General features: G+C 65.9%; 22 protein-coding genes. 15 read left to right on the top strand and 7 right to left on the bottom strand.

Annotated elements, in window-relative coordinates; genetic code table 11:
- Positions 1-134: 134 nt before the first annotated feature.
- From corA to ESB00_RS03675, 3 genes are all read left to right on the top strand, one after another.
- Entirely contained in the window at positions 135-1,106 is a 972-nt protein-coding gene (corA, locus tag ESB00_RS03685; RefSeq protein ID WP_129046380.1) for a magnesium/cobalt transporter CorA, read from the top strand.
- 109 nt (positions 1,107-1,215) lie between these two features.
- Positions 1,216-2,430 (top strand): MFS transporter, encoded by a 1,215-nt coding sequence (locus ESB00_RS03680; RefSeq protein WP_129046379.1) that lies wholly within the window; start codon positions 1,216-1,218, stop codon positions 2,428-2,430.
- 43 nt (positions 2,431-2,473) lie between these two features.
- Positions 2,474-3,244 (top strand): WecB/TagA/CpsF family glycosyltransferase, encoded by a 771-nt coding sequence (locus tag ESB00_RS03675; RefSeq protein ID WP_129046378.1) that lies wholly within the window; start codon positions 2,474-2,476, stop codon positions 3,242-3,244.
- Here ESB00_RS03675 and ESB00_RS03670 read toward each other — a convergent pair.
- Complete coding sequence (locus tag ESB00_RS03670; RefSeq protein WP_129046377.1) at positions 3,241-3,912, bottom strand: 3'-5' exonuclease; 672 nt, start codon at positions 3,910-3,912, stop codon at positions 3,241-3,243. The genes ESB00_RS03675 and ESB00_RS03670 overlap by 4 nt on opposite strands.
- Before the next feature lie 84 nt (positions 3,913-3,996).
- Between ESB00_RS03670 and hisN the strand changes: the two genes are divergently transcribed.
- Positions 3,997-4,767 carry a histidinol-phosphatase gene (hisN, locus tag ESB00_RS03665; RefSeq protein ID WP_129046376.1) on the top strand — a complete coding sequence of 257 codons (771 nt, stop codon included), beginning with the start codon at positions 3,997-3,999 and terminating at the stop codon, positions 4,765-4,767.
- A 283-nt stretch (positions 4,768-5,050) separates the two neighbouring features.
- Here the strand turns inward: hisN and queF are convergent, their stop codons facing one another.
- The 3 genes from queF to ESB00_RS03650 form a co-directional block, all read right to left on the bottom strand.
- Positions 5,051-5,404 (bottom strand): preQ(1) synthase, encoded by a 354-nt coding sequence (gene queF / locus ESB00_RS03660; protein WP_129046375.1) that lies wholly within the window; start codon positions 5,402-5,404, stop codon positions 5,051-5,053.
- Positions 5,405-5,524: 120 nt separating this feature from the next.
- A complete protein-coding gene (rny, locus tag ESB00_RS03655) occupies positions 5,525-7,108 on the bottom strand; it encodes a ribonuclease Y (RefSeq protein WP_129046374.1) in 1,584 nt (527 codons plus the stop codon).
- 61 nt (positions 7,109-7,169) lie between these two features.
- Positions 7,170-8,852: an exosortase/archaeosortase family protein gene (locus ESB00_RS03650; protein WP_129046373.1), complete on the bottom strand. Its 1,683-nt coding sequence runs from the start codon at positions 8,850-8,852 to the stop codon at positions 7,170-7,172.
- A 46-nt stretch (positions 8,853-8,898) separates the two neighbouring features.
- Between ESB00_RS03650 and ESB00_RS03645 the strand changes: the two genes are divergently transcribed.
- Positions 8,899-9,996, top strand: a complete 1,098-nt coding sequence (locus ESB00_RS03645; protein WP_129046372.1) for a glycosyltransferase family 4 protein — start codon at positions 8,899-8,901, stop codon at positions 9,994-9,996.
- On the opposite strand, the gene ESB00_RS03640 is transcribed toward ESB00_RS03645, so the two are convergent.
- Entirely contained in the window at positions 9,991-11,079 is a 1,089-nt protein-coding gene (locus ESB00_RS03640; protein ID WP_164976011.1) for a glycosyltransferase family 4 protein, read from the bottom strand. The two genes, ESB00_RS03645 and ESB00_RS03640, sit on opposite strands and share 6 nt — an antisense overlap.
- Before the next feature lie 123 nt (positions 11,080-11,202).
- Here ESB00_RS03640 and ESB00_RS03635 point away from each other — a divergent pair, with 123 nt between their 5' ends.
- From ESB00_RS03635 to ESB00_RS03625, 3 genes are read left to right on the top strand one after another with little or no spacing between them, the layout of a single operon-like run.
- Positions 11,203-12,534 (top strand): flippase, encoded by a 1,332-nt coding sequence (locus tag ESB00_RS03635; protein WP_164976010.1) that lies wholly within the window; start codon positions 11,203-11,205, stop codon positions 12,532-12,534.
- Positions 12,531-13,265, top strand: coding sequence for a class I SAM-dependent methyltransferase (locus ESB00_RS03630; protein ID WP_164976009.1), 735 nt, complete (start codon positions 12,531-12,533; stop codon positions 13,263-13,265). The genes ESB00_RS03635 and ESB00_RS03630 overlap by 4 nt, the downstream gene beginning before the upstream one ends.
- Positions 13,262-15,217 (top strand): HAD family hydrolase, encoded by a 1,956-nt coding sequence (locus ESB00_RS03625; RefSeq protein ID WP_129046368.1) that lies wholly within the window; start codon positions 13,262-13,264, stop codon positions 15,215-15,217. Before ESB00_RS03630 ends, ESB00_RS03625 begins: the two co-directional genes overlap by 4 nt.
- A gap of 9 nt (positions 15,218-15,226) precedes the next feature.
- Here the strand turns inward: ESB00_RS03625 and ESB00_RS03620 are convergent, their stop codons facing one another.
- Entirely contained in the window at positions 15,227-16,210 is a 984-nt protein-coding gene (locus ESB00_RS03620) for a glycosyltransferase family 2 protein (protein ID WP_164976008.1), read from the bottom strand.
- Here ESB00_RS03620 and ESB00_RS03615 point away from each other — a divergent pair.
- From ESB00_RS03615 to ESB00_RS03600, 4 genes are all read left to right on the top strand, one after another.
- The gene (locus ESB00_RS03615) at positions 16,188-17,789 is read left to right on the top strand and encodes an O-antigen ligase family protein (RefSeq protein WP_129046365.1); all 1,602 of its coding nucleotides are present in this window, start codon (positions 16,188-16,190) and stop codon (positions 17,787-17,789) included. The two genes, ESB00_RS03620 and ESB00_RS03615, sit on opposite strands and share 23 nt — an antisense overlap.
- Positions 17,790-17,804: 15 nt before the next feature.
- Positions 17,805-19,031: a rod shape-determining protein RodA gene (gene rodA, locus ESB00_RS03610; protein ID WP_246026400.1), complete on the top strand. Its 1,227-nt coding sequence runs from the start codon at positions 17,805-17,807 to the stop codon at positions 19,029-19,031.
- A 104-nt stretch (positions 19,032-19,135) separates the two neighbouring features.
- The gene (locus ESB00_RS03605; RefSeq protein WP_129046364.1) at positions 19,136-20,884 is read left to right on the top strand and encodes an Rne/Rng family ribonuclease; all 1,749 of its coding nucleotides are present in this window, start codon (positions 19,136-19,138) and stop codon (positions 20,882-20,884) included.
- Between the two features lie 250 nt (positions 20,885-21,134).
- Complete coding sequence (locus tag ESB00_RS03600; protein ID WP_129046362.1) at positions 21,135-21,614, top strand: VOC family protein; 480 nt, start codon at positions 21,135-21,137, stop codon at positions 21,612-21,614.
- Between the two features lie 212 nt (positions 21,615-21,826).
- Here ESB00_RS03600 and ESB00_RS03595 read toward each other — a convergent pair whose 3' ends face one another.
- A complete protein-coding gene (locus ESB00_RS03595; RefSeq protein ID WP_129046361.1) occupies positions 21,827-22,918 on the bottom strand; it encodes a Gfo/Idh/MocA family protein in 1,092 nt (363 codons plus the stop codon).
- A gap of 349 nt (positions 22,919-23,267) precedes the next feature.
- On the opposite strand from ESB00_RS03595, the gene ESB00_RS03590 reads away from it, so the two are divergent.
- The 3 genes from ESB00_RS03590 (at position 23,268) to ESB00_RS03585 (ending at position 24,685) form a co-directional block, all read left to right on the top strand.
- Entirely contained in the window at positions 23,268-23,615 is a 348-nt protein-coding gene (locus tag ESB00_RS03590; RefSeq protein WP_129046360.1) for an MmcQ/YjbR family DNA-binding protein, read from the top strand.
- Positions 23,612-23,785, top strand: a complete 174-nt coding sequence (locus ESB00_RS19555; RefSeq protein WP_164976007.1) for a hypothetical protein — start codon at positions 23,612-23,614, stop codon at positions 23,783-23,785. The genes ESB00_RS03590 and ESB00_RS19555 overlap by 4 nt, the downstream gene beginning before the upstream one ends.
- Before the next feature lie 102 nt (positions 23,786-23,887).
- Positions 23,888-24,685 (top strand): hypothetical protein, encoded by a 798-nt coding sequence (locus tag ESB00_RS03585; protein ID WP_129046359.1) that lies wholly within the window; start codon positions 23,888-23,890, stop codon positions 24,683-24,685.
- The last annotated feature ends 225 nt before the right edge of the window (positions 24,686-24,910 follow it).

The raw sequence follows: 24,910 nt of genomic DNA, 5'->3' as shown, positions 1-24,910 counted from the left end.
GTGGCCCGTTGTATGTGCGGCCAGAAAGGCGGCGCAGCCGTTTCCCTTCAAGCCAATCTCCGTCTATGACCCGGAACTACGGGCCACCCCGGGCTTGCCTCGTTCGCGGGCGGCGCTGAGCATGCGGCCCGTCCATGATCCACTCCTTCATCTTCAGCGAAGGCAAACTGGTCGGCCGCGACCTCGAGCTGGAGGCACTGCGCCTCGTCCACGGCGACAAGGGTTTGATCGTGTGGGTGGACCTCGACAACCCCACCGACGAGGAGACCAAGGCCGTCCTCGAGGGCCTCTTCCAGTTCCACCCGCTCGCCATCGAGGACTGTCTCACCCCCAGCCCGCTGCCCAAGATCGAGGACTACGAGGACTACCTCTTCATGGTCACCCACGCCGTGGACTACACGCGCGAGGAGAAGTTCGCCTCGACCGAGCTCGATCTGTTCCTCGGCAAGGAATTCCTCGTCACCTTCCACCGCACGCCCCTGCGTTCCGTCAACGCCCTCATCGAGCGCCTCGGCAAGAACGTCGGCCCGGGCCCGCGCGGCGGCGACCGTCTCGCCCACTCCCTGCTCGACCTCCTGGTGGACAACTTCAGCCCCATGCTCACCGCGCTGCACGACGAACTCGAGGAAATCGAGGAATCCGTGCTCCGCAAAGCCTCCGACCAGCAGCTGGTCAACGAGCTGCTCCAGGTGCGCGGCGACTTCTCGAAGCTCCGCCAGATCCTGCGCCCGCAGCGCGAGATCATCGAGCGCCTCGCCCGCGGTGACAGCAAGATGATCCGCAGCACCCTGCTGCCGTACTACCGCGACCTGCGCGACAACCTCGCCCGCCTCGACGAAACGGTGATCGGCTACCACGACCGCCTGATGCTCGCCTTCGACATCTACCTCAACAAGGCCGCGATCGAGGCCAACGAGGGCATCAAGTTCCTCACCGCCCTCACCGCCATCACCCTGCCGGTCATGGTCATCGGCACCTGGTATGGCATGAACTTCGACGGCATGCCCGAACTCCACGGCCGGCACAGCTACTTCATCGCCCTCGGCGTGATGCTGTTCTTCACCTGCCTCACGTGGTTCTATCTGAAGCGTAAGAAATGGTTCTGAACTGAACCTCCCGGCGCCGCCTGCCTGCTTGCCTCCCGCGCCCGTCGGCTGATCCTCGCGGCATGCACCGCCCCGGGCACACCGCCGCCGCCCCCGACCTGAGAACGCCATGAAGGAACTCCTCCGCGACTTCCGCATCCGGCGCCTGCTGCTCGCCAACATCACGGGCTCGATCGGGGCGGGCGTGACGATCTTCGCCGTGCCGTGGCTGCTCGTGCAGCAACCCGGCGGCACCACCACCTACGGCACGGTCACACTGGTCACGACCATCGTGCTCTTTCTCTTCATGCCCTACTACGGCGTGTGGGTGGACCGGCATTCGCGCAAGACGATGCTGCTCGGCAGCGAGCTGTTCGGCTTCGCTGCCACGGCCGTCATGGCCGCGATCTGCCTGCTCCAGGGCGGCTACGGTCCCGCCTCCCTGGCCGCGGTCTATTTCTGCGGCATGCTCTACTACACCCTTCACTACCCCGCGAAATACGCCTTTCTCCAGCAGGTCATCGACAAGTCCCAGTATCAGTCGCTCACGGGCCTCATGGAAGTGCAGGGACAGACTGCCATGATGATCGCCGGTGGCCTGGGGCCGATCCTCGTCGAACATTTCAGCCTGGGCGTGATCCTGGGGCTCAACGCCGCGACCTATCTTTTCAGTTTCTCGATCCAGTCCACCATTCCCTACCGCAGCACCCACCTGGACGACACCGCCGCGGCACCGCGTCTGTCCGCGTGGCGCTCCATCGCCGAGGGCTGGCGCTGGCTGCGGGCCCGTCCGCAGCTCACGGTGTTTTTCGCCGCCTCGCTCATGCCCTTCATCACGGTGATGGTCGGCAATTACCTGTTTCCGATCTATGTCGCCCAGACCCTCGGCGCCGATGCCTGGGTTTTCGGTGCCGGCGAGATCGTGTTCGCCGTGGGCGCCATCCTCGCCGGCTTCAGTCTGCCGCGGTTGATCGCCACCCATTCCGCCGGCCGCACCGTGCCGGTCACGATGGGGCTGTTCGCGCTGGGCGCGGCGGTGCTGGTGCTTTTCCCCAGCATCCCGCTGTATCTCGTCGCCGCCGTCCTGCTCGGGTATGGCAACGCCGGCAGCCGCGTCGCCCGCAGCGCCGCCCTGCTGCACCTCGTGGACAACAAGGTCATGGGCCGCGTGGGCTCTTTCTTCCATGCCTACGACCGCGTGCTGCGCACCGTGCTGACTTCGGCTGTCATCGCCATCGTCGCCGCCGACGGCGCGCGCCCGGCCTTTGCGCTGTTGCTGGGCCTCGTGCTCATCAGCCTCGTGGCCGTCTTCCGCTGCCGCTCCGTGCTCACGGTCGGGCCGTGATCCGGCATTGCCGCGCAGGCGAGGCACGGCCAGCTTAGCCGCCATGTCGCTCCCGCCCCGCTTCAACGTCCTCGGCACCGGCGTGTCCGCCCTGTCGCTGACGGAAGCCCGGGACCTAATTCTGGCCGCTCGGGGACAAAAACAGCTCGGCTACGTCTGTTGCGCCACCGCTTACAACGCCAACCTCGCGCGCTCGCGGCCGGCGCTCCGCGCGCACTACAACCGCTCGCTGCTGACCACGCCCGACGGCATGCCGCTCGTCTGGCTGGGCCGCTGGCACGGCCACAAGCGCACCACCCGCGTCTATGGACCCGACCTCCTGGAAGCCGTGTGCGCCGCGGGCCGCGCGGTCGGGTTGCGGCATTTTTTCTACGGCGGCGACGTCGGTGTGGCGGAGCAGCTGAAGGATCGCCTGATTGCGCGCTTCCCCGGTCTCACGGTGGTCGGCACGTTCACGCCCCCCTTTCGCGAACTGGATACCGGCGAACTGGCCGACCTGCGCGCGCGCGTCACCGCCGCCCAACCTGACGTGATCTGGATCGGCCTGAGTTCCCCCAAGCAGGAGCTTTTCATGGCCACGCACGCCGCCACGCTCGACGCCGGCATGCTCATCGGCGTGGGCGCCGCCTTTGACTTCCTCTCCGGCCGTGTGCCGCAAGCCCCGCTCTGGATGCAGCGCAGCGGCCTCGAATGGCTCCACCGCCTCGCCACCGATCCCCGCCGGCTCTGGCGCCGTTACCTCGTCCACAACCCAATGTTCGTAATACGAACATTGGCCCAGCTGACGGGACTGAGGAAATACCCGCTGGATTAGAACAGGTCGCCCTGCTGCAACGCACTGCGCTTCTCGCCGTCCGCGGTGCTCATCTGCAAGAGCCAGGGAAGGGTGGCCGTGGAAAATTCCGGCCGTTTGAGCAAACTCGCCAGCAACAACGCCCCGGCCAGCGCATCGTAGAGCGCCGCATGGTATCGCCGCCGCTCGGGCGGACAGTGACGCCGCGCCGCCGCCTCCAATTCGCCCGGCAGACCCTGGCGCATCACCAGGTCCTCCAGCCGGAATGAACCGGCCTGCGGAAACAACTGCGGATACAGACGCCCGGTGTCGATCCACGGTCCCCACTCGGTGGAGATCTTGCCCGGCCGGGCGAAGTCCGGCACCTCGCGCGGGTATGGCCACACCTTGCGCAGCAATGAATTCTCCACCGGCGCGAAATGCGCCGCGAGCGGCCCGGTGGCCCGCAGTCCCGCGAAACGCTCCCACTCCGCGGCGAAATATTCCTGCGAGGCCAGTCCGTCGGCGCTGAGCCCGTGGACCTTGGTGTCGTCCGCGCTGACGCGCCCGGTGGCCCGGCACAGCCGCGTGTGCGCGGCCGTGATTTCGCCCGCCAGCAGCGTCACCACCCCGAACTCCAGAATGCCCGAGGTCGCGTTGCCCTCGAAGTCGATGAAATGGATCGGTGTGTCAGTCCAGGTTTGGCCCATTGAACACACGGAACACACGGAACCGGCCGGACCCCAGACTTTTTTCCGTGTATTCCGTGTGTTGCGTGGGCCATATCTCACCGCATGGATCTGTCTCCCCACCGTGCCTTTCTGCTCGAACTCGCCCAGGCCAGTGGGGACTTCACGCGTCCGCTCTTCGGCCGGCTCGATCTCGCCGTCGAGTCCAAGTCCGACGCCTCGCCCGTCACCCAGGCCGATCGCGGCGCCGAGGAACTCATGCGACGGATGATCCGGTCAAAGTTCCCGACGCACGGCGTGCTCGGCGAGGAATTCGGCCCGGATCGCACCGACGCCGAATTCGTCTGGGTGCTCGACCCGGTGGACGGGACCAAGTCCTTCATCACCGGCGTGCCACTCTGGGGCACACTCATCGCCCTGCTCCACCACGGCCAACCCGTGCTCGGCTGCATCAACCAGCCGGTCTTGAACCAACTCGTGGTCGGCGACGGCAAGACGACCACCCTCAACGGCGCCCCGGTCCGTTGTCGCCCGACGACACGGCTTGCCGATTCCACGCTGCTCACCTGCGACTGGCTGACGCCCGCCCAATACCAGGACGCCGCCGCTTTCGACCGCCTCGCCAAGTCCGCCAAGCTCTGCCGCACCTGGGGTGACGCCTACGCCTACCTTGTGCTCGCCACCGGTTGGGCCGATCTTGTGGTGGACCCGATCATGAACCCATGGGACGTGGCCGCGCTCGTGCCCGTGATCCGCGGCGCCGGCGGTGTTATCACCGACTGGTCCGGCGGCCCCGCTTACCCCGCCAGCTCCACCGTCGCCGCCGCGACGCCGGAACTCCACGCCGCCGCCCTGGCCACACTCCGCCCGCTCTGACCGCACCTCATCCGCTCCGAGCCCCCCTCGGCCGAATGTTCGTATTACGAACATTCGCCTTTCGCCTCAGTCGGGAGCCACCCGTCCAATGTTCGTAATACGAACATTGGGTTGTGCGGAATGGCGGCTCCACTGGAGCAGAGGGAGGCCTCGAGTAAGCTGCACCCCGCCGTGGTGCAGAAACGTGGAAACGAGACTTTCAGTCCCGTGGGTTTATGCGGCCGGCGTGGAACGGGACTGAGGGGCCCGTCTTAAGCACGACTCAGACGATTATCGTCCGGGCTTACTTTTTCTTCTTCCACTCGGCGGTCACGACCGAGCTGAAACCGCCGCGGGCCTTCCACTTCGAGATGATCTTCAGGCTGCGGGGCTTCAGGGCGTTGCCGAGGTCGTCGCAAATCTTGTTCGTGACGGCTTCGAAGAAGATGCCCTCGTTGCGGAAGGCGTGGAAGTAGAGCTTCAGCGATTTCAGCTCCACGCACTTCTTGTCCGCCACGTAGCTCACGGTGATGTCGGCGAAGTCCGGATGCCCCGTCATCGGGCACACCGACGTAAACTCGTGGTGCGTGTGCTCGATCAGGAAATCGCGGTGCGGAGCGGGATTCGGAAAGGTTTCGAGGATCTTCGGGTCGGCCATTTGCAGGAAGTATCAAGCAACAGGTATCAAGTAACAAGAACTCCGTTGGCGAAAATTCTGCCTTTTGGCGGGATCCTGATACTTGCCAATTGAAACCTGTTGCCTGGCGGCAAAGCCGCCTCACGTCGCCGTCTCGGTGTATCTCTGCTCGCGGATCACCGTGATCTTGATCGTGCTCGGGTAGTCGAGCTCCTGCTCGATCTTGAGCCGCAGCGTCTTGGCCAGCGCGTGGGCCTGGTCATCGGTCACGACGTTGGGATGCACGACCACGCGCACTTCGCGGCCCGCCTGGATGGCGAAGGCCTGCTGCACGCCCGGCATCGTCATGGCGAGGCGCTCGAGACGGCCGAGGCGTTCGAGGTAGTTGGTCATCGACTCCGAGCGGGCGCCGGGGCGCGAGGCGGAGATGGCGTCGGCCAGGATCACGAGGCCGGCGTAGAGCGTCTCGGGCTTCACTTCCTCGTGGTGCGCGGCGACGGCGTTCACGACGATCGGGGTCTCGCCGTAGCGGCGGATGAAGTCCGCGCCGATGAGCGCGTGGCTGCCCTCGTATTCGCCCTCGATGGACTTGCCGACGTCGTGCAGCAAACCGGCGCGCTTGGCGATATTGGGTTCGAGGCCCAGCTCTGAGGCGAGCATCGAACAGAGCTGCGCCACCTCGATGGAGTGATCCAGCACGTTCTGGGTGTAGGAAAAACGGAAACGCAGCTTGCCGAGCAGCTTGATGACCTCGGGGTGCAGGCCGGAAATCTTGAGCCGGTCCACGGCCTCCTCGCCGATCTGGCCGATGCGCAGATCGAGGTCAGAGCGCGCGCGGCCCACGGCCTCCTCGATGCTGGCCGGGTGGATGCGCCCGTCCTTCACCAGTGACTCAAGCGCGAGCTTGGCGACCTCGCGGCGCACGGGATCAAACGACGAGATGAGCACCATCTGGGGCGACTCGTCGATGAGCAGCGTGGTGCCGGTGGCGGCCTCGAAGGATTTGATGTTGCGCCCCTCGCGGCCGATGATGCGGCCCTTCATTTCCTCGCTGGGCAGCTGGACGATGGTGGCGGTGATGTCGTTGTTGGGCTTGCTGACGAGGCGCTGCATGGTCGCCAACAGCATGCGCTTGCCCTGCTGCACGAGGTCCTGCTCGGAGCGTTCCAGCAATTCCTTGCGGAGGGCGCGCAGTTCCTCCTGGCACTCGAAGGTCACTTCGTCGCGCAGCTGTTTGCGGACCTCCTCGCCGTCGAGCGAGGCGACCCCCTCGAGGCGCTTGCGCAGGCTCTTGGAGAGATCGCGCATGGCGTCGCGCGCCTGCTTGATGGCGGCGGCCTCGCGGGCGAGACGCTCCTGTCGCTGCTCCAGCTGGTAGTCGAGCAGGCCGAGCGATTCCTCGTGGGAACGGATTTCGCGCAGCATCATCTCGATCTCAATCTTCCGGCGGTCGAGGTCGCGGTTGAGATCGGCCTCGCGGTTGCGGATTTCCTCCTCGGCCTTGCTGAGCATTTCCTGGGCGGCGACAGCAGCCTCACGCTTGGCCAGGTCCTGATGGGCCTGCGCCTTCTCACAGGCGAGCCGCCGAGTTTGCCGCAGGAAAAGCCAGACCGCCGTATAGCCCAGGGCTAATCCGGCCAACACCGAGAAAACCATGGCCCACAGGACGGGCGCGGTTCCGGTTGTCTGGCTCAGTTGCTTGGTTGCGGCGATGACGGTCAGCATCACTTGGAGTTTTACGGTAGGTTGCCCACCCCGCTTGGCAACACCGCATACCGCGCGGATTTTACAATCGCCGCCCGGCGGGCAACGGCTCCTGAAACGCCGGCAAAGTCCCATCGAGCACCGCCTGGATGCGCGCGAGACCGGCCTCCTCGCCATCGGGCGCCAGGGTCTGCGCCACAACGTAGGCCCAACGGTGCGCCTGCAGATGTCTCAACCGGTCAAACGAGGTGAGCACCACCCGCTCGGTGTTCGTGCCGACGACCTTGTCGGCGCCCACAAACCAATAGGCGAACACCGCCGGCACCTTGATCTTCTCGCCGCGCGTCGTGGTCACTTCGCGTTCGATGCGCAGGATCGTAGCCGGCACTCGCGCCTTGGGGTCGTCGGGCCGGCGAAACGCGTGCTGCTTGCGTCCGGTGATCGTCCAACCCTGGCCGACGAGGCAGATTTCCGGCCGGTGAATCGAGGTCCGGTCGCGTCCGCTGAGCACGATGGACAGGAAAACCTGCACGCGACGGTCCAGCAATGACACGTAGGTCTTGCGCGAGAACCCCGTGTCTGAGGGCAACACCTCGCGCTCCACCGGCGTGATGTCCGCCGCCTGCGCCATCCAATCCAGTCCGATGAAGTCCGGCAGCGCCACCGGGTTCACCCCATCCGCCGCCACGCGGATGCCGGTCTTCGGACTCACCTGAATGCCATCGAGCTTCACCGTCGCCCACACCACGCCCACCGAGACGATTCCCACCAATCCCGCCGCGACCCAAGCCCGTCTGTAATATAATGCCTTGGAAACCTCCGGGGTGGCCGCCTCGGCGGACACAGGTTCAACCGGCGCCATGCCTTCACCCACCTTCCATTTTTGCAGCAGCCACACCGTGAGCTGCACGAGGCCGAGCACGATCACGAACACACCGAAGCCCATCACATCGTGGGTCTTCACGCCCGCGGCCTGGCCCCGCCACTCGGCCATCACGATCACCGCGAAAATGCGCACGACGTTGCCGACAAACGCGAAGGGGAAACACAGCAGCCCGATCAGCCCCCGCACCCACCACGACCGGAAATTCAGGTAACCCAGCAGCAGCGACAACGCCGCGAGCGCCGTGAGCGAGCGCATGCCGCTGCACGCCGCCGCCACGTCGTAGGAAAACCCGCCGTCGGGCGACATCAGCTGCGTGCCATTGCGGATCACGTCGATGCCCACGAGGTGCGCCAGTCGCCACGCCACCTCGATCACGCCGAGGCGCAGGTAAAAGCCGACCGTGTCGAGCATGTTGAGCGGGATGGCGAACAGCATGAACACCACCGGAAACACCGCCGCCCGTCCCCAGCGCGGCCCGCCCGCCAGCGCCAGACCGCCCCACGCAAACACCAGATACCCGAAGATCGAAACCCGCGTCTGCGTGAGCGCATAGCCCAGCAGGTGGATCAGCAGTCCCGCCACCATGGCCACAGTTGCGACCCAAATCTTGTTACTTGATCCTTGATCCTTGTCACTTGCGCGCAGATTGCGCGCAAACAGCCAGCAACTCAGCCCGAGAATCAGCCAGCCGTGCTCGCTCTCCGACTGCGGGTTCGCCCACTGGTAGCCCCACCAGTAGAAGAGCGACGCCGAGTCGATGTAGCCGCGAGCCGCGTTGCCGAAAAACTGGAACACCGCCAGCCCAGCCACGGCGCAAAGGCCCACTGCGGCCAGTCGCTGCGGGTCCAGGGCGGTGGTTTTTGCGGCTGGATTGCTCACGGTCGGCCCGCATCATCCAGCGTCCCGTCCCGTTTCCAAGCCGAAGATGAAGCTCCTGGTCCTGGCCCAAACTCCCCCGCCCCTCCACGGCCAGAGCCTCATGGTGCAGACGCTCGTCGAGGGACTCCCCGCGCACGGCATCGCGTTGCACCACGTCAACCTTGCTCTCTCGCGCGACGCCGCCGACATCGGCCGCTGGCGCCCGAGCAAGGCGATCGCGCTGCTCGCCGCCTGCCTGCACGCCCTGGCTGCGCGCCGCCGCGATGGCTGCGACACGCTCTACTACGTGCCGGCCCCGGGCAAACGCGGTGCGCTCTGGCGCGACCTGTTCGTGATGCTGCTCTGCCGGCCCTTCTTCAAACGCCTCGTGCTGCACTGGCACGCCGCCGGGCTCGCGGCCTGGCTCGAGGAACACGGCAACTTTCTCGAACGCTTCCTCGCCCGGCGCCTGCTCGGCCGTGCCGCTCTCTCGATCGTGCTCAGCGACTCGTTCCAGACCGACGCGCTGGCCTTTCAACCGCGCCAGGTCGCCGTCGTGCCCAACGGTATCGCCGACCCCGACGACGCCCCGCCCGTCCGCGCGCTGGCTGACGGGCAGCCGTTTCAAGTCCTCTTCCTCGGCCTGTGCAGCGAGGAGAAAGGCCTCTTCGCCGCCGCCAGCGCCGTGCTCGCCGCCAACCGCGCGGCCGGCGCGCCCAAGGATGCGCCGAAATTCACGTTCGTGGCCGCGGGTGCTTTTGCCCAACCGGCCGCCGCCGGTCTCTTCGCCGAACTCTGCCACCAGTTCCCCGCGACCCTGCGCTACGCCGGACAGGTCCACGGCGCGGAAAAAACCAACCTGCTCCGCCAGAGCCACTGCCTCTGCCTGCCCACGACCTACCCCGCCGAGGGCCAGCCGCTCGTGTTGCTCGAGGCCATGGCCCACGACCTGCCCATCGTCGCGACGCGCTGGGCTGCGATCCCAGACTCCGTTCCAGCCGAAGCCAGCCTCGTCGCGCCCGGCCACGCCGATGCTCTCGTTGCCGCGCTGAACCGACTGCGAGCCAATCCGCCGCCCCCCGGCACCTTCCGCCGGCACTACCTCGCCCGCTTCACCACCGAGCGCCACCTCACCGCCCTCGCCGCGGCGCTCCGTGCGTTATAGGCTCGCGTAGATGGCGGCCCAGCGGCCGGCCAAGGTCTCGGGCATGGAAAACTTTCGCAGATGCTCCGGCATCACGCGCAGGCCGTTCCAAGCCGCCGGTTGCAACAGCGCCTCTATCCGCGCCGCCAACGCCGCGGCATCACCCTGCGGCACCAGCCAGCCGTTCACGCCTTCCACAATAAAATCCTCCGGTCCGCCGCCGCGGGTCGCGATCACCGGCACGCCCGCAAACATCGCCTCGAGCGCGATCATCGAGAACGGCTCGCCGTCCGAGGGCACGACCACCGCGTCCACCTCGGCGAGCAATCCGGCCGAAGAGGGTTGCCAGCCGCGCCACTCGACCCGGTCGCGCAAACCCAGTCTTTCTGTCTGGGCCCGCAGGTCCTGCTCGCAGGCGCGCGATTCCGCCGAATCGAGCGCACCGCCAATGTGCATGAACCGCACCTTCGCTGAGGCCGGTAGCCGCGCCAAAGCCTCCAGCACGAGATCCCAGCGCTTCCACCTCACCAGCGCCCCCGCCCCGCCCAGCCGCAGCACTCCGTCCGCCCCCGGACCGCGCCGCATGACCGCAGACAGCGACGCGTTCAGGCCGTTGGGCATGCAACCGCTCCAGCTGAGGTCCGGCAGCCCGTAGTGCCGCTTCATCGCGGGGCTCAACCACAAGAACCGTTGGCCCAAAAGGCCGTGGGCCAGCCGATAAACCCAGAGATGCCGGCCATAGCAGTGCACACTCACCACCGCCCGGTCCTCGCCAAGAAAATGCAGCCACAGGGCGACAAGCATCCCGGCCCGGGAATGACCGTGATAAACGCGGCGCGGCGCAGCGCGCAACCAGCTCCGTATTTTCCATGCCACCTGTAGCGTCGGCCAAAGATTGCCCGCACCGATCATTTCATCCGCCACAGCCGGGCCGCACCAGACGGGCAAGGACGGTTCCTTGGTCGCGCCATAGCCGGGCGAAACTCCCAGCACTGCATCCATGTGGGCATCGGCCGCGATGTTTCGAATCACCGCATGCACGCCTCCGTCGTCCCGGCGGGAGCCGGTGTAATGCAGCACGGTGATGCGCGACTCGCGGGACACGGCCGGATTGAACCGGGGGGCCGGCCGTTGGAAACGAAATTCCAGCCCCTTGCGGGACCGACCGGTGCATTTCCGGGCTTCCCATGCTCGGTCCGCCCCTGCCATGTTGCCGCCATCGCCGCCGTGTCCACCACCCGCCAGCCCCTGCAGAACATCATCTGGCTTTTGGGCGAACGTCTGGCCCGCGCGCTCGTCACCGCCACCGTTCTGGGCGTCGTGGCGCGACACCTGCAGCCGGAGGGATTCGGACGCCTCAACTTCGCGATGACCGTCACCCTGATTGCCGGCTATCTGGCCAATCTTGGTCTCGAGGGGATCGTGGTGAACGAGTTGATCAGACGTCCCACGCAAAGTGGCGCCGTGCTCGGCACGGCCTGCCTGCTGCGTCTCGCCGGCGGCCTGCTCACGGTTGGTTTGGTGGCCTTGCTGGCTGGCGGAACACTCGGTGCTGACGCGCCTTTGGTCATGATCGTGGCTCTGGGGCTGCTGTTTCAGCCGGTGGACGTCGTGGACCTGTGGTTCCAGCGACATCTGGAATCACGCCGAACGGTGGTGGTCCGCACGGTGGGCATCTTGGGAGGCGCCACCTTGAAACTCTGGCTGGTCGCCACCGGGGCCAGCCTCTCCGCTTTTGCCTGGGCCCAGGTCGCCGACGCCGGCCTGATCGCACTTGGCCTGACCCTGGCCGGCTGGCGCAGCCCGCAGCGCAGCGGAAAATGGACTTGGGATCCGGAGATTGCCCGCGCGCTTTGGCAACGCGGGGCGATGCTGGCGGTTTCAACCCTGGCTGTCAGCCTGGCCATGCGTCTCGACCAGATATTGGTCCGGCAATGGTTGGGTGACCGGGAGACCGGCCTCTATTTCGCAGCCACCCGGTTGTCGGAAGTCGCCTTGTTTGCCGGCTCCACCATGGCGCTCAGTCTTTTCCCCGCTCTGGCGGCGAGCCATGCGCGCTCCGCCGGGGAATATGCCGGACGGTTGCAGGTTCTCTTCGATGCCCTTTCCCTGCTCGGCTGGGGAGTGGCGCTCGGCTGCACGGGACTCGGCTGGCTCGTGGTGCGACTCATCTACGGCCCCGCCTATGCCGAGGCCGGGCCGATCCTCGTCGTGCAGGGCTGGGCCTGCTTGTTCGCCTTGAACGCCACGGCCCGCTGGCAGTTCATTCTGCTTTCCGCCTCGCCCGTGCTAAACCTTGCAGCCGCCGCGCTGCATATCGGGACGGTCTTTCTGTCCGGTTGGTGGCTGCTGCCGCGTTTGGGCGGCGTTGGCGCCGCCGGCGCGCTGCTGATTGGATGCGTGATCAGCGGCGTGCTCAGCAGTTATCTTTTCCCATCTTTGCGGGAGTGCGCCGGAGCCCAGATCCGCGGACTGCTCATCCCCTTTACACCCGGCCGCTGGCGGGCTTTGCTCGACCAGTTCAATCCTCGCACCGACGACCTACCCACCCGGTCATGACCTTGGACTATTCCCGGTTCTACGCCCGTTACCACCCCGATGATCCGGCCCACCGGAACGGCCTGCGGTTGCTGCACCGGCGCATGCTCGGACCGCTTCTCCCGCTTGAGCGCGACGCCCCGGTGCTCGATGTCGGCTGCGGCCGAGGCTATGCGCTGCAGGACCTCGCCGAGCTGGGTTATCGCAACCTGCAGGGTGTCGAGACGGATGCCAACCAAGCGGCCTTCGCCCGCAATCAGCAGCTCGATGTGGTGCATGCCGAGAGCACGGAGACTTTCCTCGCGACCCGAAGCGGCACCTACGCCGTTGTTCTGCTCATGGACGTGCTGGAGCATGTGCCGCGACCGGCGCAACCGGGCTTCCTGCGTGCGATTGCCGCCAGTATGCGTCCCGGCGGGCGGCTGATCTGCACCGTGCCCAACGCCGCCTCGTCGATCGCCAGCTATTGGCTGCACAACGACTACACCCATCAGACCAGCTTCACCACGGACAGCCTGTCCGGTCTCCTGGAGCAGTGTGGATTCGCCGAACCCCGCTGCACGGCCATCGAATTCACGCTGCGACCGCGCTATCTGTTCTGGTTGCCGACGCCGCGCACCGTTGCGTGGTGGCTGCGCTGCTTGGTGCGCATGCGGCAACGCGCGGTTTATGTAGCCGAGCTGGGCTGGAAACGCGGCCGCGAGACGATTCTCACGCCAAACCTGCTGGCGGTGGCCGACAAGGCCGGATGAGCGCCCCGACGGTCAGCTACGACGTGTTCGACACGGTGGTGACGCGCGCCTTCGCCCATCCGCGCGATCTCTTCGTGTGGCTCGGCGTGGAGCTGCAACGCGCCGGTGTGCCCGTCTCGGACCCGCTGGCTCTGGCCCAAGCCCGCTGGTCCGCCGAGCTGGCCGCGCGCAGGAAGTCCCCTTGGACGGAGGTGCTCTTCGATGACATCCACCGCGAGCTGGCCGCGCAATTGTCCTGGGACGAAACCACCGCGGCCACGGCCCGTCACCTGGAACTGGAGATCGAGTCACGCCACCTGCACGGCATACCCGCGATGCGAAGCGAACTCGCCCAAGCCCGCACGCAGGCAGGACGCCTGCTCTTCCTCTCCGACATGTATCTGCCCCCGACCGTGCTCCGCCCGTGGCTGGAGCGCGAAGGGATGGTCGCACCCGGCGACCTGCTGCTGGTTTCCGGCGATGTCCGTGGCAACAAGAGCTCGGGCCAGCTCTTCAAGATCGCCCAAGCCCAGACCGGCGGCGACTTCGCGCATTGGCACCACACCGGCGACCACCCCTTTGCCGACGTGGCCAGCCCGCGCCGCCTCGGCATCTCCGCCACCCATTTCACGAGCGCTCATCTTACCGCCCGGGAACGCACCGCGCGCGGCAGCGAGGGCGAGTTCGCAACCCCGTGGCGTTCATTGCTGGCCGGCGCCATGCGTCTCGCCCGTCTTGAACACCGAACGGCCGATGAGCGCGAGGTCGTGCTTTGGGAAACCGGCGCCACGGTGGCCGGACCGCTCTTCTACGGCTTCGTGCGCTGGACCCTGGCGGAGGCCCGCCGTCGCGGACTGCGCCGGCTTTATTTTCTGGCCCGCGACGGCCAGATTTTCCACCGCATCGCCCAGGCCATTCAAGCGGTTGAGCCCTTCGGCATCTCCTGCGAATATCTGCACGCCTCACGGGTGCTTTTTTCCGGACCCGCTGAAATCAACTCTCCCGCGGCGGTTCGGGCGATTGTCGCGCCGCATGCCGTTTTCCACAGCTTGCGCCAATGCCTGCTCCCACTGGGTCTGGACGAAGCCTGGGGGGCGGCCAACCTGCCGCCCCGTTTCCGTTCGGTTGATCCCGCAGCCAACCTGCCGCAGGCAGAACGTGATGCCTTGGCCGACTGGCTGACCGCACCCGAACGACGCGCCGATCTGAGTGAGGCCCTGGCCCGGCGCTCCCGCGAGGCCCGGGCCTACTTGGAGCAAGCCGGCGTCGTTGCCGGCGAGCCCATCGGCATCGTGGATGCGGGCTGGTTCGGAACCATCCAACGAAACCTTGAGCATATTCTCGGCGGCCCGCACGGTCCCGCCCCGCTGACCGGTTTCTATCTCGGGCTGATGCCCGCCGGCTCGCGTCCCTTCGCCGGCGAGGCCCTCGCCTACACCAACCGGTTCGCCCCCTTGCCCCTCCTGCGGGAGGAGTCCCACAAGGTGCTCATCGAATTGATGGCCCAGGCGGATCACGGCCAGGCGGCAGGCTTTGCGTCGCACGCCGGCCGCCTGTCCGTTCGCCTGCAGGAGACCGGACCGGTAAACCTTGCCGAGATCCGGCTTTTTCAACGGGCCGTGCTCGCCTTTGCCAAACACCTGCTGGCGGTCGCCGATGCCGCCACCGCCCCCGAGGATGAATTCGCCCGCACCGTCATCGGCGTGTATCGCCAACTGCACGACCAGCCTGCCGCCCAGGAAGCCCGCGTGCTCGGCTCCCTGCCCCACTCCGACCAATATTTTGAACAGAAGCATGCCGGCCTTTGCGCAGCCATGGATTTCAGCATGCTGTGTGAGGCGATTCGCGATCATCGCAGACGCCCGCCCCATTGGTGGGTGCAGGGCCAGGCCGCACTGGGCCACGCTCCCCTGTTGCGGCTTTTCTCCAGCCTCAAGCGGTGGCGCTGGCGGCTCACCGGCCGACCGGAGTAAACGGTCGCTTCACAGCGGTCGGAGGTCGTGAGTCCTCAACGGGCCGGTCAGAAAAATCCGCAACGCTTCCGCGCTAAACCCGCCGTTAACTTGTGCCTCCAGCATCAGGGAGAGGCCCTCATCCAGCCCGCGCAAATTGCGGCGTGCGTTGATCAAACGGCGTGCGGAATGAGCGGCCAGCACCGCGAGTTTCTCCTCAAGCGCGCGCTCGGCCAACCACGCGAACGTGTCCGCCGGCACGGGCGGTCGATCTCGCATCGCCGCGGTCCGGACCATCAGTTCGGCAAAGGCCTCGGGCCGTCCGGCCCGCCGTCGGGCCGCGAGCAGCCGGGTCAGCGCGTTCTCCAATACTTGCAGCGCTGGTGTGCCCGCCGTGGTCTGCCCGGCATGCCGGCGGTAATGGAAAAGGACTTCCGGCAGCGTCCGGCTCGGCCAGGCCTCCGCCGCGCGCGTGTAGAAATCGTAGTCCGGCGCGATGCGATACTCTGCCCGGTGCGGAAACCGCGCGAAAACTTCGCGCCGGGCGGTGAGCGTCGGCGAGTTGGCCGGCATCGCGTAGGCGCTGAAGGCCGCGTGCTCACGCGGTGACGCGATGGCAAACTCCCGACCAACCACGCGATCCGCGGCATCGATCGTAGCCGCCGCCGTGAAGACCAGACCGAGCGCCGAATCGGCGCGCAGCGCGGCGACCTGCCTTTCCAGCCGGGCTGGCAGCGAGAGATCGTCGTAGTCCATCATGGCGATGAACTCGCCGCACGCCATCGCCACCGCGGCGTTGTGCGCGGCGGCGATGCCCCGGTTTTCCGGGAACGACAGCAACCGCACGCGCGGATCCCGCCCCTCCTCCCCCAAGGCCCCGAGCCCTTGACCCGTGCCGTTGTCCACCGCGATCAGTTCCAGATCACCGAGCGTCTGAGCGAGGATGCTCCGCACCGCCGGCCGCAGGTGCGGAGTGATCCGGTGGTAGGCCATGATGACCGAGACGGCGGGCATGCCCGAATTCATCGCCGCGGACGGGGTGACGCAAGAGGGCTTTGTCGGTTTGTGTCCGGGGTTGCGCCGGCTCCGCCGGGCCGCTGTGCTCGCGCCGATGCATCCCCAACTGCGCAATGCCCTCGTCGTGCTGGCCGCCGGCGTGCTGGCCGTTTGGGTGGGCATCTCCCTGGCGCAGGAGAAGCATTTCATCGCCTCGGTCGCGGCCCTCGTCTCGGTGTGGGCCGTGCTCGCGTGGACCCGTGGACCTCTCGCCGAGGCGTGGTTGCTGGGGTTTCTCGTTTTCGGTTACGTGATCGGGAACCGCGGCTTCGCCCAAATAACACCCATCGCGGGCCTGCCACTGTTCCTGAGCGAGCTCGGGCTGGCCGTGGCGGTGGCCCTCGTGCTGTTGCGCGGCGCACAGAGTCGGTTTCTGCCCGTGCAATCCGACTGGCTCAACGGTCTGCTCCTGCTCTGGCTCGCCCTCGGGGGCAGTCGTATTCTCTGGGATGTCCGCCAGCATGGCTTCATGGCCCTGCGCGACTTTGCCACGGTTTATTACGTGCTGTATTTCTTCGCTGCCCAGGCCCTGGCCCGGCATGCGGCATCCCACCGGCTCCTGCGGACCACCTTCCTGGTCACTTTTGCCGTGCTGCCGATCCCGGGTCTCCTTTCGCATCTGTTCCCGGATTTTTTCCTTCACAACCTGCTCGTCAGCGGGGTGCCGCTCATCTTCTACAAGGGCGACCTGATGAGCACATTTCTGTTTATCAGCTTCCTGCTGCTGCTGCCGGGCGAGCGTTTCACCTGGCGGGGCCTGATCCCGGGGCGCTGGCTGCTGGCGTTGATCTCGCTGGTCTTCGGCCTGCTGCTGTTGTCCCGGGCGAGCATGGTCGGGCTGCTGGTCGCCTGCGGCTTGATCGCCTGCTCGGGGCGTTGGCGGCCGCTGGGGGTGATCGCCACCGTGTGCGCCACCGGGCTGCTCGCCGTTTTCGTCGTGTCGTTCCTCCAGAAAAAGGACTTCCGCGATACCCGGGCCTACGCGATCTACGAGGCCGCGGCCTCCATCGCCGACTTCAGCGGCACGCGCGACTACCAGAGCGATGACAGTGGAAACAAGGGCGACAACAACCGCTTCCGCCTCGTCTGGTGGCGCAACGTGGCCGTGGAGACCGCCACCACCTCGCCGCTCTTCGGGCTCGGCTTCGGCGCCGACCTGGCCGCCGGCTTTGTGCGCGAGTATTACCCCGACTCCAACGACGACTTTTCCGCCCGGAGTCCCCACAACATCTTCCTCACCGCCTTTGGGCGCATGGGCGCCGCCGGTGTGCTCGTGTTGCTGGCGGTCTATACGACCCTGTTTTTTTCCACGCTGCGCACGGCGCGGGCGGCCCGGAGCGATCCAACCCGGCAATCCGCGCTCACCTTGCAGGCGGCTTGCTGGGTCGTGCTGATCAGTGCCTGCTTCGGCGTCGTGCTGGAGGGACCGATGGGGGCGATTCCATTTTGGATCCTGCTGGGGCTCGCCCATCACGAAGCCACCCGCTCCTCCGAATCTCCCAACGCACCGTTGCCAGCATCCGCCGCGGCACTTTAGTGGCGGCCTCTCCCCGTGAAACTCCTGCGCAACCTCGGCCTGGCCAGCTTTTTCAAGCTCACCACCCGCGAGCGTTTCGACCGGATCACGCCGGCGTGCATCCTCCTGCTCGGGCTCATCGGCGTGTTCTTCATCTACAGCGCCCAGATGGCCCGCGACGGCTCCCAGTGGAAGAGCCAGTTGGTTTATCTCGGTCTCGGCAGCCTCATCTACCTCGGGACCGCCCTGCTCGATTACCGCATCTGGCTGCGTTACGCCCACTGGGTCTATCTGGCCGGCCTGATCCTGCTGGTCCTCGTGCTCATCCCGGGCATCGGCACCACCCATGGCATGGGCGCCCGGCGCTGGATTGACGTGGGCGTGGCCTTCCAACCCTCGGAATTCGCCAAGATCGCCGTCCTCTTCATCACCGCCTCCATCCTCACCGGTTCCAAACTCGGCAGCGTGGCCGACTCGCTCCAGGTCCTGTTAAAATTGGCCCTTGCCGTGGGTATCCCCATGCTCTTGATAATCTTGGAACCCGACCTCGGCAGCGCCCTCGCGATCGCTCCCATGGTCTTCGCCATGCTGTTCGTCTCCAACCTATCGATGCGCTTTTTCACCGGGGCTCTGGGCATTTTTGCCCTGGTCGTCGGCGTGGTCGCGCTCGATGTCTGGCGTTACAGCAACTACATGGAGGAGAACAACCTGAGCTTCTCCCGGGATCGTGGCGCCTACGAGAAGCACTCGCTCCTCCCGCTCAAGGACTACCAGCGCAACCGCATCCTGGACTTCGCCCAACCCGAGAAAATCGACCCCATGGGCATCGGCTGGAACAGCCGCCAGTCGCTCATCTCCGTCGGCTCCGGCGGCCTCGCCGGCAAGGGCTGGACCGAGGGCACCCAGGCCAAGCTCGGCTACCTGCCCCCCGCGGTCGCACACAACGATTTCATCTTCTCCGTCATCGCGGAGGAAAAAGGATTTCTGGGAAGCATCACCGTCGTCGGCCTCCTCGGCGTGGTTTTGTGGAACGGACTGCGGATCGCGGGCCTCGCCCGTGACCGTTTCGGCGCCTTACTGGCGCTCGGCGTCACGGTCCTCATGGCCGTGCACGTGTTCGTCAACATCGCCATGACCATCGGACTCATGCCGGTGAAAGGCATACCGCTTCCGTTTATCAGCTACGGCGGCACCTTCGTGCTCAGCTGCTGCTTGCTGCAAGGACTGGTCCAAAGCGTCTATCGCTTCCGGAGGGACACCTAACATGGTCGCCCCCTCCCGCGATATTGACCGCTCTGCCGGAATTTCCTGCTCGCAGCCTGCTGGCCCCGGGTGCCCTGCCGACAACCACAGGGACCCACCCCACCATGAACGATCAGCCCAGCCACGCCGGCTCCTCCCCGCAGGACGCCGCCTCTCGCCATGAAGAGGAACTCATCAACCCCCCGACGCCCAAGCACGCCGAGCCCATCTCGGCCGACCAGCTGAAGGCCGAGTCCAAGGAACGCGCCGCCCAACGGCCCATCCTCCAGAAAATCCTCGGCCTCTTCCGCAAGGAAAAGGGCAGTTTCCGCGAGCTCGTCATCAACTCCGAACCCCTCGAGAAGCGCGTCGCGCTCCTCGTGGACGGCCAACTCGACCGCTTCGAGATCGAGCGGGAATCCGACGACCGCATGGTCGGCGGCATCTACAAGGGCCGGGTCAAGAACCTCGACCCCGGCCTCAAGGCCGCCTTCGTGGACATCGGCTACACGAAGAACGCCTTCCTCCACTACTGGGACATGCTCCCCGCCGCCACCGACTCCGGCGTCGAGGTCGTGCGCGTGAACAAGAAAAAGGGCGCCCCCGAGCGCAAGGCCGAGCCCACCGTCAAGGACATCCCCGGCCTCTATCCGCCCGGCTCCGAGATCGTGATCCAGGTCACCAAGGGCCCCATCGGCACCAAGGGCCCCCGCACGACGACCAACCTCTCCCTGCCCGGCCGCTACCTCATCCTCACCCCGTTCTCCGACGGCTGCGGCATCTCCCGCAAGATCGAGGACCCGCACGAGCGCAAGCGCCTCAAGACCCTCATCAACGAGCTCACCATCCCCGAGGGCATGGGCGTCATCGTCCGCACCGCCGGCGAGGGCAAGAAGTCCCGCTACTTCGTCCGCGACCTGCACCTCCTCCTCAAGAAGTGGGAGGAGATCCAGCGCAAGATGTCGTCCGACCGCGCCCCCGCCTGCCTCTACCAGGAACCCGACATCATCGAGCGCACCGTCCGCGACTTCCTCACCGAGGACATCGACCGCGTGCTCATCGACAACGAGGGCGACTTCAAGCGCACCCAAGAATACGTCGCCCAGATCTCGTCCCGCTCCAAGGGCAAGATTGCCTACTACAAGGACTCCATCCCCGTCTTCGAGCGCTACAACATCGAACGCCAGATCGAGCAGACCTTCCAGCGCAAGGTCACCCTGCCCTCCGGCGGCCAGATCGTGATCGACGAGACCGAGGCCCTCATCGCCATCGACGTCAACACCGGCTCCCACAAGTCCAAGTCCGGCGACGAGAAGAACACCATCTTCCAGGTGAACATGGAGGCCGCCGTCGAGATGGCCCGCCAGATCCGCCTGCGCAACATCGGCGGCCTCGTCATCATGGACTTCATCGACATGAAGGAGCGCCGCCACCGCCAGTCGGTTTACGACAAGATGGTCGAGCTGATGGCCGAGGACAAAGCCAAGACCCACATCCTCCCCATCTCGCAGCTCGGCATCATGCAGATGACGCGCCAGCGCCAGTCCGAGTCGCTCTCGAGCAATCTCTACACCGGCTGCCCGTATTGCCACGGCCGCGGCTCGGTGAAGAGCGCCACCACGATGAGCGTCGAGCTCCAGCGCCGCCTCAGCTCCGTCTGCCGCCGCCTCCAGATGCGCAAGGACGGCAAGGAATACTCCCTCCGCGTCCACGTGCACCCGTCCATCCTCGAGCGACTCCGCGCCGAGGACGCCGACCTCTTGGTGCGAATGGAGAAGCTTTTCCAGACCAAGCTGGCCTTCCGCGCCGACCCGAACTACCACGTGGAAAACTTCAAAATCATCAACGCGAACACGAACGAGGAGTACCGCTGATTCCTCCCTGGCGGCGAGACCATTAGTCCCGCACGCGTTTCCCACGCCGGCCCCAAAAGGCCGGCGTTTTCATGCCTGGAGCCGGAGCGCCCTCGCTCCGGTCATTGGCCCGGCTGGATCGGTCAATGGAGAGGAATCACCTCACTGCGTTCCCTCCCTTGTCCGACCCCGCTCGGATGGTTCGTCGTAGGGATGGACGCCCACATCGGGCTCGCCATTCTCCACGACCAACAACCCCTGCCCCCACTCCATGAAAACCCCCAAGAACACGATCTGCCTCTGGTACGACAAGGACGCCCTCGCGGCGGCCAGGTTCTACGCCAAGCTCTTCCCCAACAGCAAAGTGAAGGCCGTCCACAAGGCGCCGGCGGATTTCCCCATGGGCAAAAAGGGCCAGATTCTGACCGTCGAGTTCACCGTTCTCGGCATCCCGTGCCTCGGCCTCAACGGCGGGCCGATGTTCAAGCACAGCGAGGCCTTCTCCTTCCAAGTCGCCACCGACACCCAGGCCGAGACCGACCGCTACTGGAACGCCCTCATCAAAAACGGCGGCCAGGCCAGCGCCTGCGGCTGGTGCAAGGACAAGTGGGGCATCAACTGGCAGATCACCCCGCGCGCCCTCACCGCCGCCATGGCCGCCGGCGGCCAGACCGCCGAGCGTGCCTTCGCCGCCATGATGGAAATGGGCAAAATCGACATCGCGAAGATCAAGGCCGCGATCAAAGGCTGAAGGTCAGCTTTAACACAGAGGACACGGAGGCCACAGAGACCGTCGGTTCCTATTCTACGCTCTGTGTTCTCTGCGCTCTCTGGGTTGAATACTTCTGCGGTTACATGCTGCTGCCCCAAGCCAGCGGCTTGCGATCAAGTCGCTCCACCCGAATCAGCCTTTCGTGTGTTCCGTGTGTTTCGTGGTTTCTCCCACCATTCTCCGTCTTTTGTTCAGACCTGCTCCTGCTTCCCCGACGCCGCCGCGCGGTAAATGGCTTCGACCACGCGCGTGTCCTTGAGGCCTTCCTCGCCGGGGGCGAGCAACGGCGTGCCGTGGATGATGGCCAGGGCGTCGTCGTCCATCTGCCGCGCCTGCTGGTTCGGCACCACGGCATCGAGCGCGAGGCCGTCGCTGGTGCGGCCCTTGACGCCGCTGTAGTTCTGGAACGGCACCAATTCATACCAACCCGCTGTGCAGTCCACACGCAGCGCGTTCATGCGCTTGCCGAAGCTCGCCTCGCCCTTGCCGGTCACGCCGCCGGGGAATTCCAGCTCGAAGGCCATTGTCTCCTCGACCTCGTGGTAAATCTCGGGACGCGTCGTGGACGCTTTCGCCGTGACCGCGATCGGCTCGAGGCCGGTGCCGTAACGGAGCGCGTTGAGCGGATACACGCCCATGTCGCCCATCACCCCGCCGCCCAGCGCCTTCTTCTGCTTCCAGTGGTCCTTGCGCGGATCGAAGTAACCGGCCTCGGCCGTGGCGCGCACGGGAGTGCCGTATTTCTGCGCGCGTCGGATTTCCATCAGCTTCCGCGTGTTCGGCTCGTGATGGAGGCGGTAACCGATCGCGAGGGTCACGTTGTTGTCCTTGCACGCCTTGATCATCGCCTCGCACTCCTTCACCGACGGCGCCATGGGCTTCTCGCACCACACGTGCTTGCCGGCCTTGGCCGCGCGGATCGTGAACTCCGCGTGCATCGAGGGCGGGAGCACCACATAGACCACGTCGATGGCGGGGTTGTTGGCGATGGAATCAAAGTTGTCGTAGCTGTAGAGCGCCGCGTCGGGCAGGCGGTGTTTTTCCTGCCAGGTCTTCAGCTTGGCCGGCGTGCCCGAGACGACGCCCGCGAGGTGACAGTGCTCCGTGAGCTGCAGCGCTGGCGCGAGGATATCCGTGCTGTAGTAACCGAGACCCACGAGGGCGACGCCGAGTTTGTCCTTCTTCTTCGGCACGAGGGTCGAGGCCCACAGCCGCGATCCCAGTGTCAACCCCGCCGCCCCCGCAGCCATCTGTCCGAGAAACCGCCTGCGTGTAGTCGTCATGGAGAAAGTTCCTTTTGCCGAAAGCTACCCCTGCCCCCCGCCCGGTCAAGGGACGATCCCGCCCCCGCAGCAACCAGCCCAATGTTCGTATTACGAACATGGGGGATTCGCCTCCTTCTATGTCAGAGGGGGGCCGGGCTTCACCCCGGACGAATGTTCGTAATACGAACATTGGCCCGGGGCGCGCGAACTGTGTGCGATCCCGGTCGGTGGGAAAGGGAGATGGAGAGATGGTGAGGCGGGGCACGCCGCCGACGTATGCCGAACCTTACGCACCCTCAGGCAAGGGGAGTCGGCGGACGCTTTTCAAAAGGGTCGATTCCCGGTGGATCGCGGTTAGCCCTGTTGCATGGCCGTATCACTGACCCAACTCCGCGCGATCGCACTGGCCCTTCCGGGCGTGGAGGAGCGCCTGTGTCACGGCACGCCGGGCTTTTATGTGCGCAACAAGCTCATGGCCCGGATGCAGGAGGACGGGGAGCAACTCTCCCTCGCCTTGCCCAAGGCGGAGCGCGACGACCTCATCGAGCGACATCCGGATGTGTTCTCGTTCACGGAGCATTTCGCCAAATACGACTACGTCCTCATGAACCTCGCCGCCGCCAACGCCACCCTCGCCCGGCAGCGGATCGAGAGCGCCTGGCGCCTCAAAGCCGCGCGGCGTGTCGTCGCCACCTTCGACGCCCATTCGGAATGACCTCAGCCGATCCCGAGTCCGATCCCGACCCGCGCACCTGCGCCGAGTCTGCGCTGACCTGCCGCCAATGCGGCCAACCCGATGCGCGGCCGGTCGGCGACGAAATCCTTTGCGCCGCCTGTCTGCACGAACGCGGCTCCTGCGGCGCGGTGCGCGACGAGGAGGGCTAGGCCGGCAATAGTTCGCGTGAGCCGCCGTCTGCAAGAGTGCATCCGTTCATGCTCGTCGGACCGGCCGGTTGACGCCGCGGGGTTGACGGTTACTTCTGCCTCATGGGACTGTTTCGATCTATTTTCCTCACGATGTTCGCCCTGATCAGCGCGGCGCCCGCCGGGCTGCGCGCGGAGTTCCGCCTCTTCAAGAACACCTGGGGCAACGTCATCGTGGCCACCGACGTGACCAGGGCCGGCAAGGCCCTCACCCCGCCCACCCTGCAACAACCCGTCTATTATAAGGGCATGTCGCTGGGTCGTAAGCTCGGTTCCATCCCCGGCGACAACGAACCCGACGTCAAACAGCTCAACCTCTTCGTCGCCGACATCCTTGCCAAGCAGGGCTATCTTGCCGCCAAGCCGGGCGTGCCGGAGCCGGAGCTGTTCCTCGTGCTGCAGTGGGGCTACATCAAGCCCGGCAGCGAGGACCTGCTCTGGTTTCTCGGCTACGACCCGCGGCAGGACATCGCCTCCCAGGCCACGATCAACATGCTCGGGCCGGAGGTTTTCCGCCGCGGCATGCGCTCCCCGGAAATCGACACCATCCTGCAGGATTCGCAGAATCCGATCTACGGCATCATCGTCACGGCCTTCGACTTCAAGACGGCCAGGACCGCGGAACCCGTGGCCCTTTGGCAGACCCGCATCGGATTGCCCGCCAGCGGCAAATCCATGTCCTCCGCCCTGCCGGTGATGATCGCCACCGCCGGACCGGCAATCGGCCGGCCCGCCGACAAGCCCGTCTTCCTCGACGCCGACCGCATCCGCGAGGGCCAGGTGAAACTCGGCGAACTCAAGTTCCTCGACTACGAGCAAGACTCGCGGCCCACCGAAGAATCTGGCTCCGGAAAAAAGTGAGCGGCGCCGCTCCCGCGAATGCGTCCACCCCGCTTGACAAACGCGCCAGCGGGACAAAGGTGCCTGTGAGCACCTGCTCCCCACCCATCATGAAACGCCATCTTTGCATCTCCGGGATCTTGCTGCCTGCGATCTGCCTTGGCGTGGCCGGCCTCTGAGGCTGAGCCGTCGGCGAACGGTCTTGTCGGTTCAACCGGCCTCGGAGCGCCCATCGGGTCCGTCCAC

Origin of the sequence: Oleiharenicola lentus, assembly GCF_004118375.1 — a bacterium.
Classification (GTDB): domain Bacteria; phylum Verrucomicrobiota; class Verrucomicrobiia; order Opitutales; family Opitutaceae; genus Lacunisphaera; species Lacunisphaera lenta.
This window is presented reverse-complemented; position numbering and strand designations above follow the sequence as displayed.

What these genes read in the sequence shown, in the direction of transcription:
- ESB00_RS03630 (WP_164976009.1), top strand. Translation starts at nt 12,531, where the DNA reads ATGACCTTGGACTATTCCCGGTTCTACGCCCGTTACCACCCCGATGAT.
- ESB00_RS03620 (WP_164976008.1), bottom strand. Translation starts at nt 16,210, where the DNA reads ATGCCCGCCGTCTCGGTCATCATGGCCTACCACCGGATCACTCCGCAC.
- ESB00_RS19555 (WP_164976007.1), top strand. Translation starts at nt 23,612, where the DNA reads ATGACCTCAGCCGATCCCGAGTCCGATCCCGACCCGCGCACCTGCGCC.
- ESB00_RS03670 (WP_129046377.1), bottom strand. Translation starts at nt 3,912, where the DNA reads ATGGGCCAAACCTGGACTGACACACCGATCCATTTCATCGACTTCGAG.
- ESB00_RS03595 (WP_129046361.1), bottom strand. Translation starts at nt 22,918, where the DNA reads ATGACGACTACACGCAGGCGGTTTCTCGGACAGATGGCTGCGGGGGCG.
- hisN (WP_129046376.1), top strand. Translation starts at nt 3,997, where the DNA reads ATGGATCTGTCTCCCCACCGTGCCTTTCTGCTCGAACTCGCCCAGGCC.
- rny (WP_129046374.1), bottom strand. Translation starts at nt 7,108, where the DNA reads ATGCTGACCGTCATCGCCGCAACCAAGCAACTGAGCCAGACAACCGGA.
- ESB00_RS03615 (WP_129046365.1), top strand. Translation starts at nt 16,188, where the DNA reads ATGATGACCGAGACGGCGGGCATGCCCGAATTCATCGCCGCGGACGGG.
- corA (WP_129046380.1), top strand. Translation starts at nt 135, where the DNA reads ATGATCCACTCCTTCATCTTCAGCGAAGGCAAACTGGTCGGCCGCGAC.
- ESB00_RS03605 (WP_129046364.1), top strand. Translation starts at nt 19,136, where the DNA reads ATGAACGATCAGCCCAGCCACGCCGGCTCCTCCCCGCAGGACGCCGCC.
- ESB00_RS03680 (WP_129046379.1), top strand. Translation starts at nt 1,216, where the DNA reads ATGAAGGAACTCCTCCGCGACTTCCGCATCCGGCGCCTGCTGCTCGCC.
- ESB00_RS03675 (WP_129046378.1), top strand. Translation starts at nt 2,474, where the DNA reads ATGTCGCTCCCGCCCCGCTTCAACGTCCTCGGCACCGGCGTGTCCGCC.
- ESB00_RS03600 (WP_129046362.1), top strand. Translation starts at nt 21,135, where the DNA reads ATGAAAACCCCCAAGAACACGATCTGCCTCTGGTACGACAAGGACGCC.
- ESB00_RS03590 (WP_129046360.1), top strand. Translation starts at nt 23,268, where the DNA reads ATGGCCGTATCACTGACCCAACTCCGCGCGATCGCACTGGCCCTTCCG.
- queF (WP_129046375.1), bottom strand. Translation starts at nt 5,404, where the DNA reads ATGGCCGACCCGAAGATCCTCGAAACCTTTCCGAATCCCGCTCCGCAC.
- ESB00_RS03585 (WP_129046359.1), top strand. Translation starts at nt 23,888, where the DNA reads ATGGGACTGTTTCGATCTATTTTCCTCACGATGTTCGCCCTGATCAGC.
- ESB00_RS03625 (WP_129046368.1), top strand. Translation starts at nt 13,262, where the DNA reads ATGAGCGCCCCGACGGTCAGCTACGACGTGTTCGACACGGTGGTGACG.
- ESB00_RS03645 (WP_129046372.1), top strand. Translation starts at nt 8,899, where the DNA reads ATGAAGCTCCTGGTCCTGGCCCAAACTCCCCCGCCCCTCCACGGCCAG.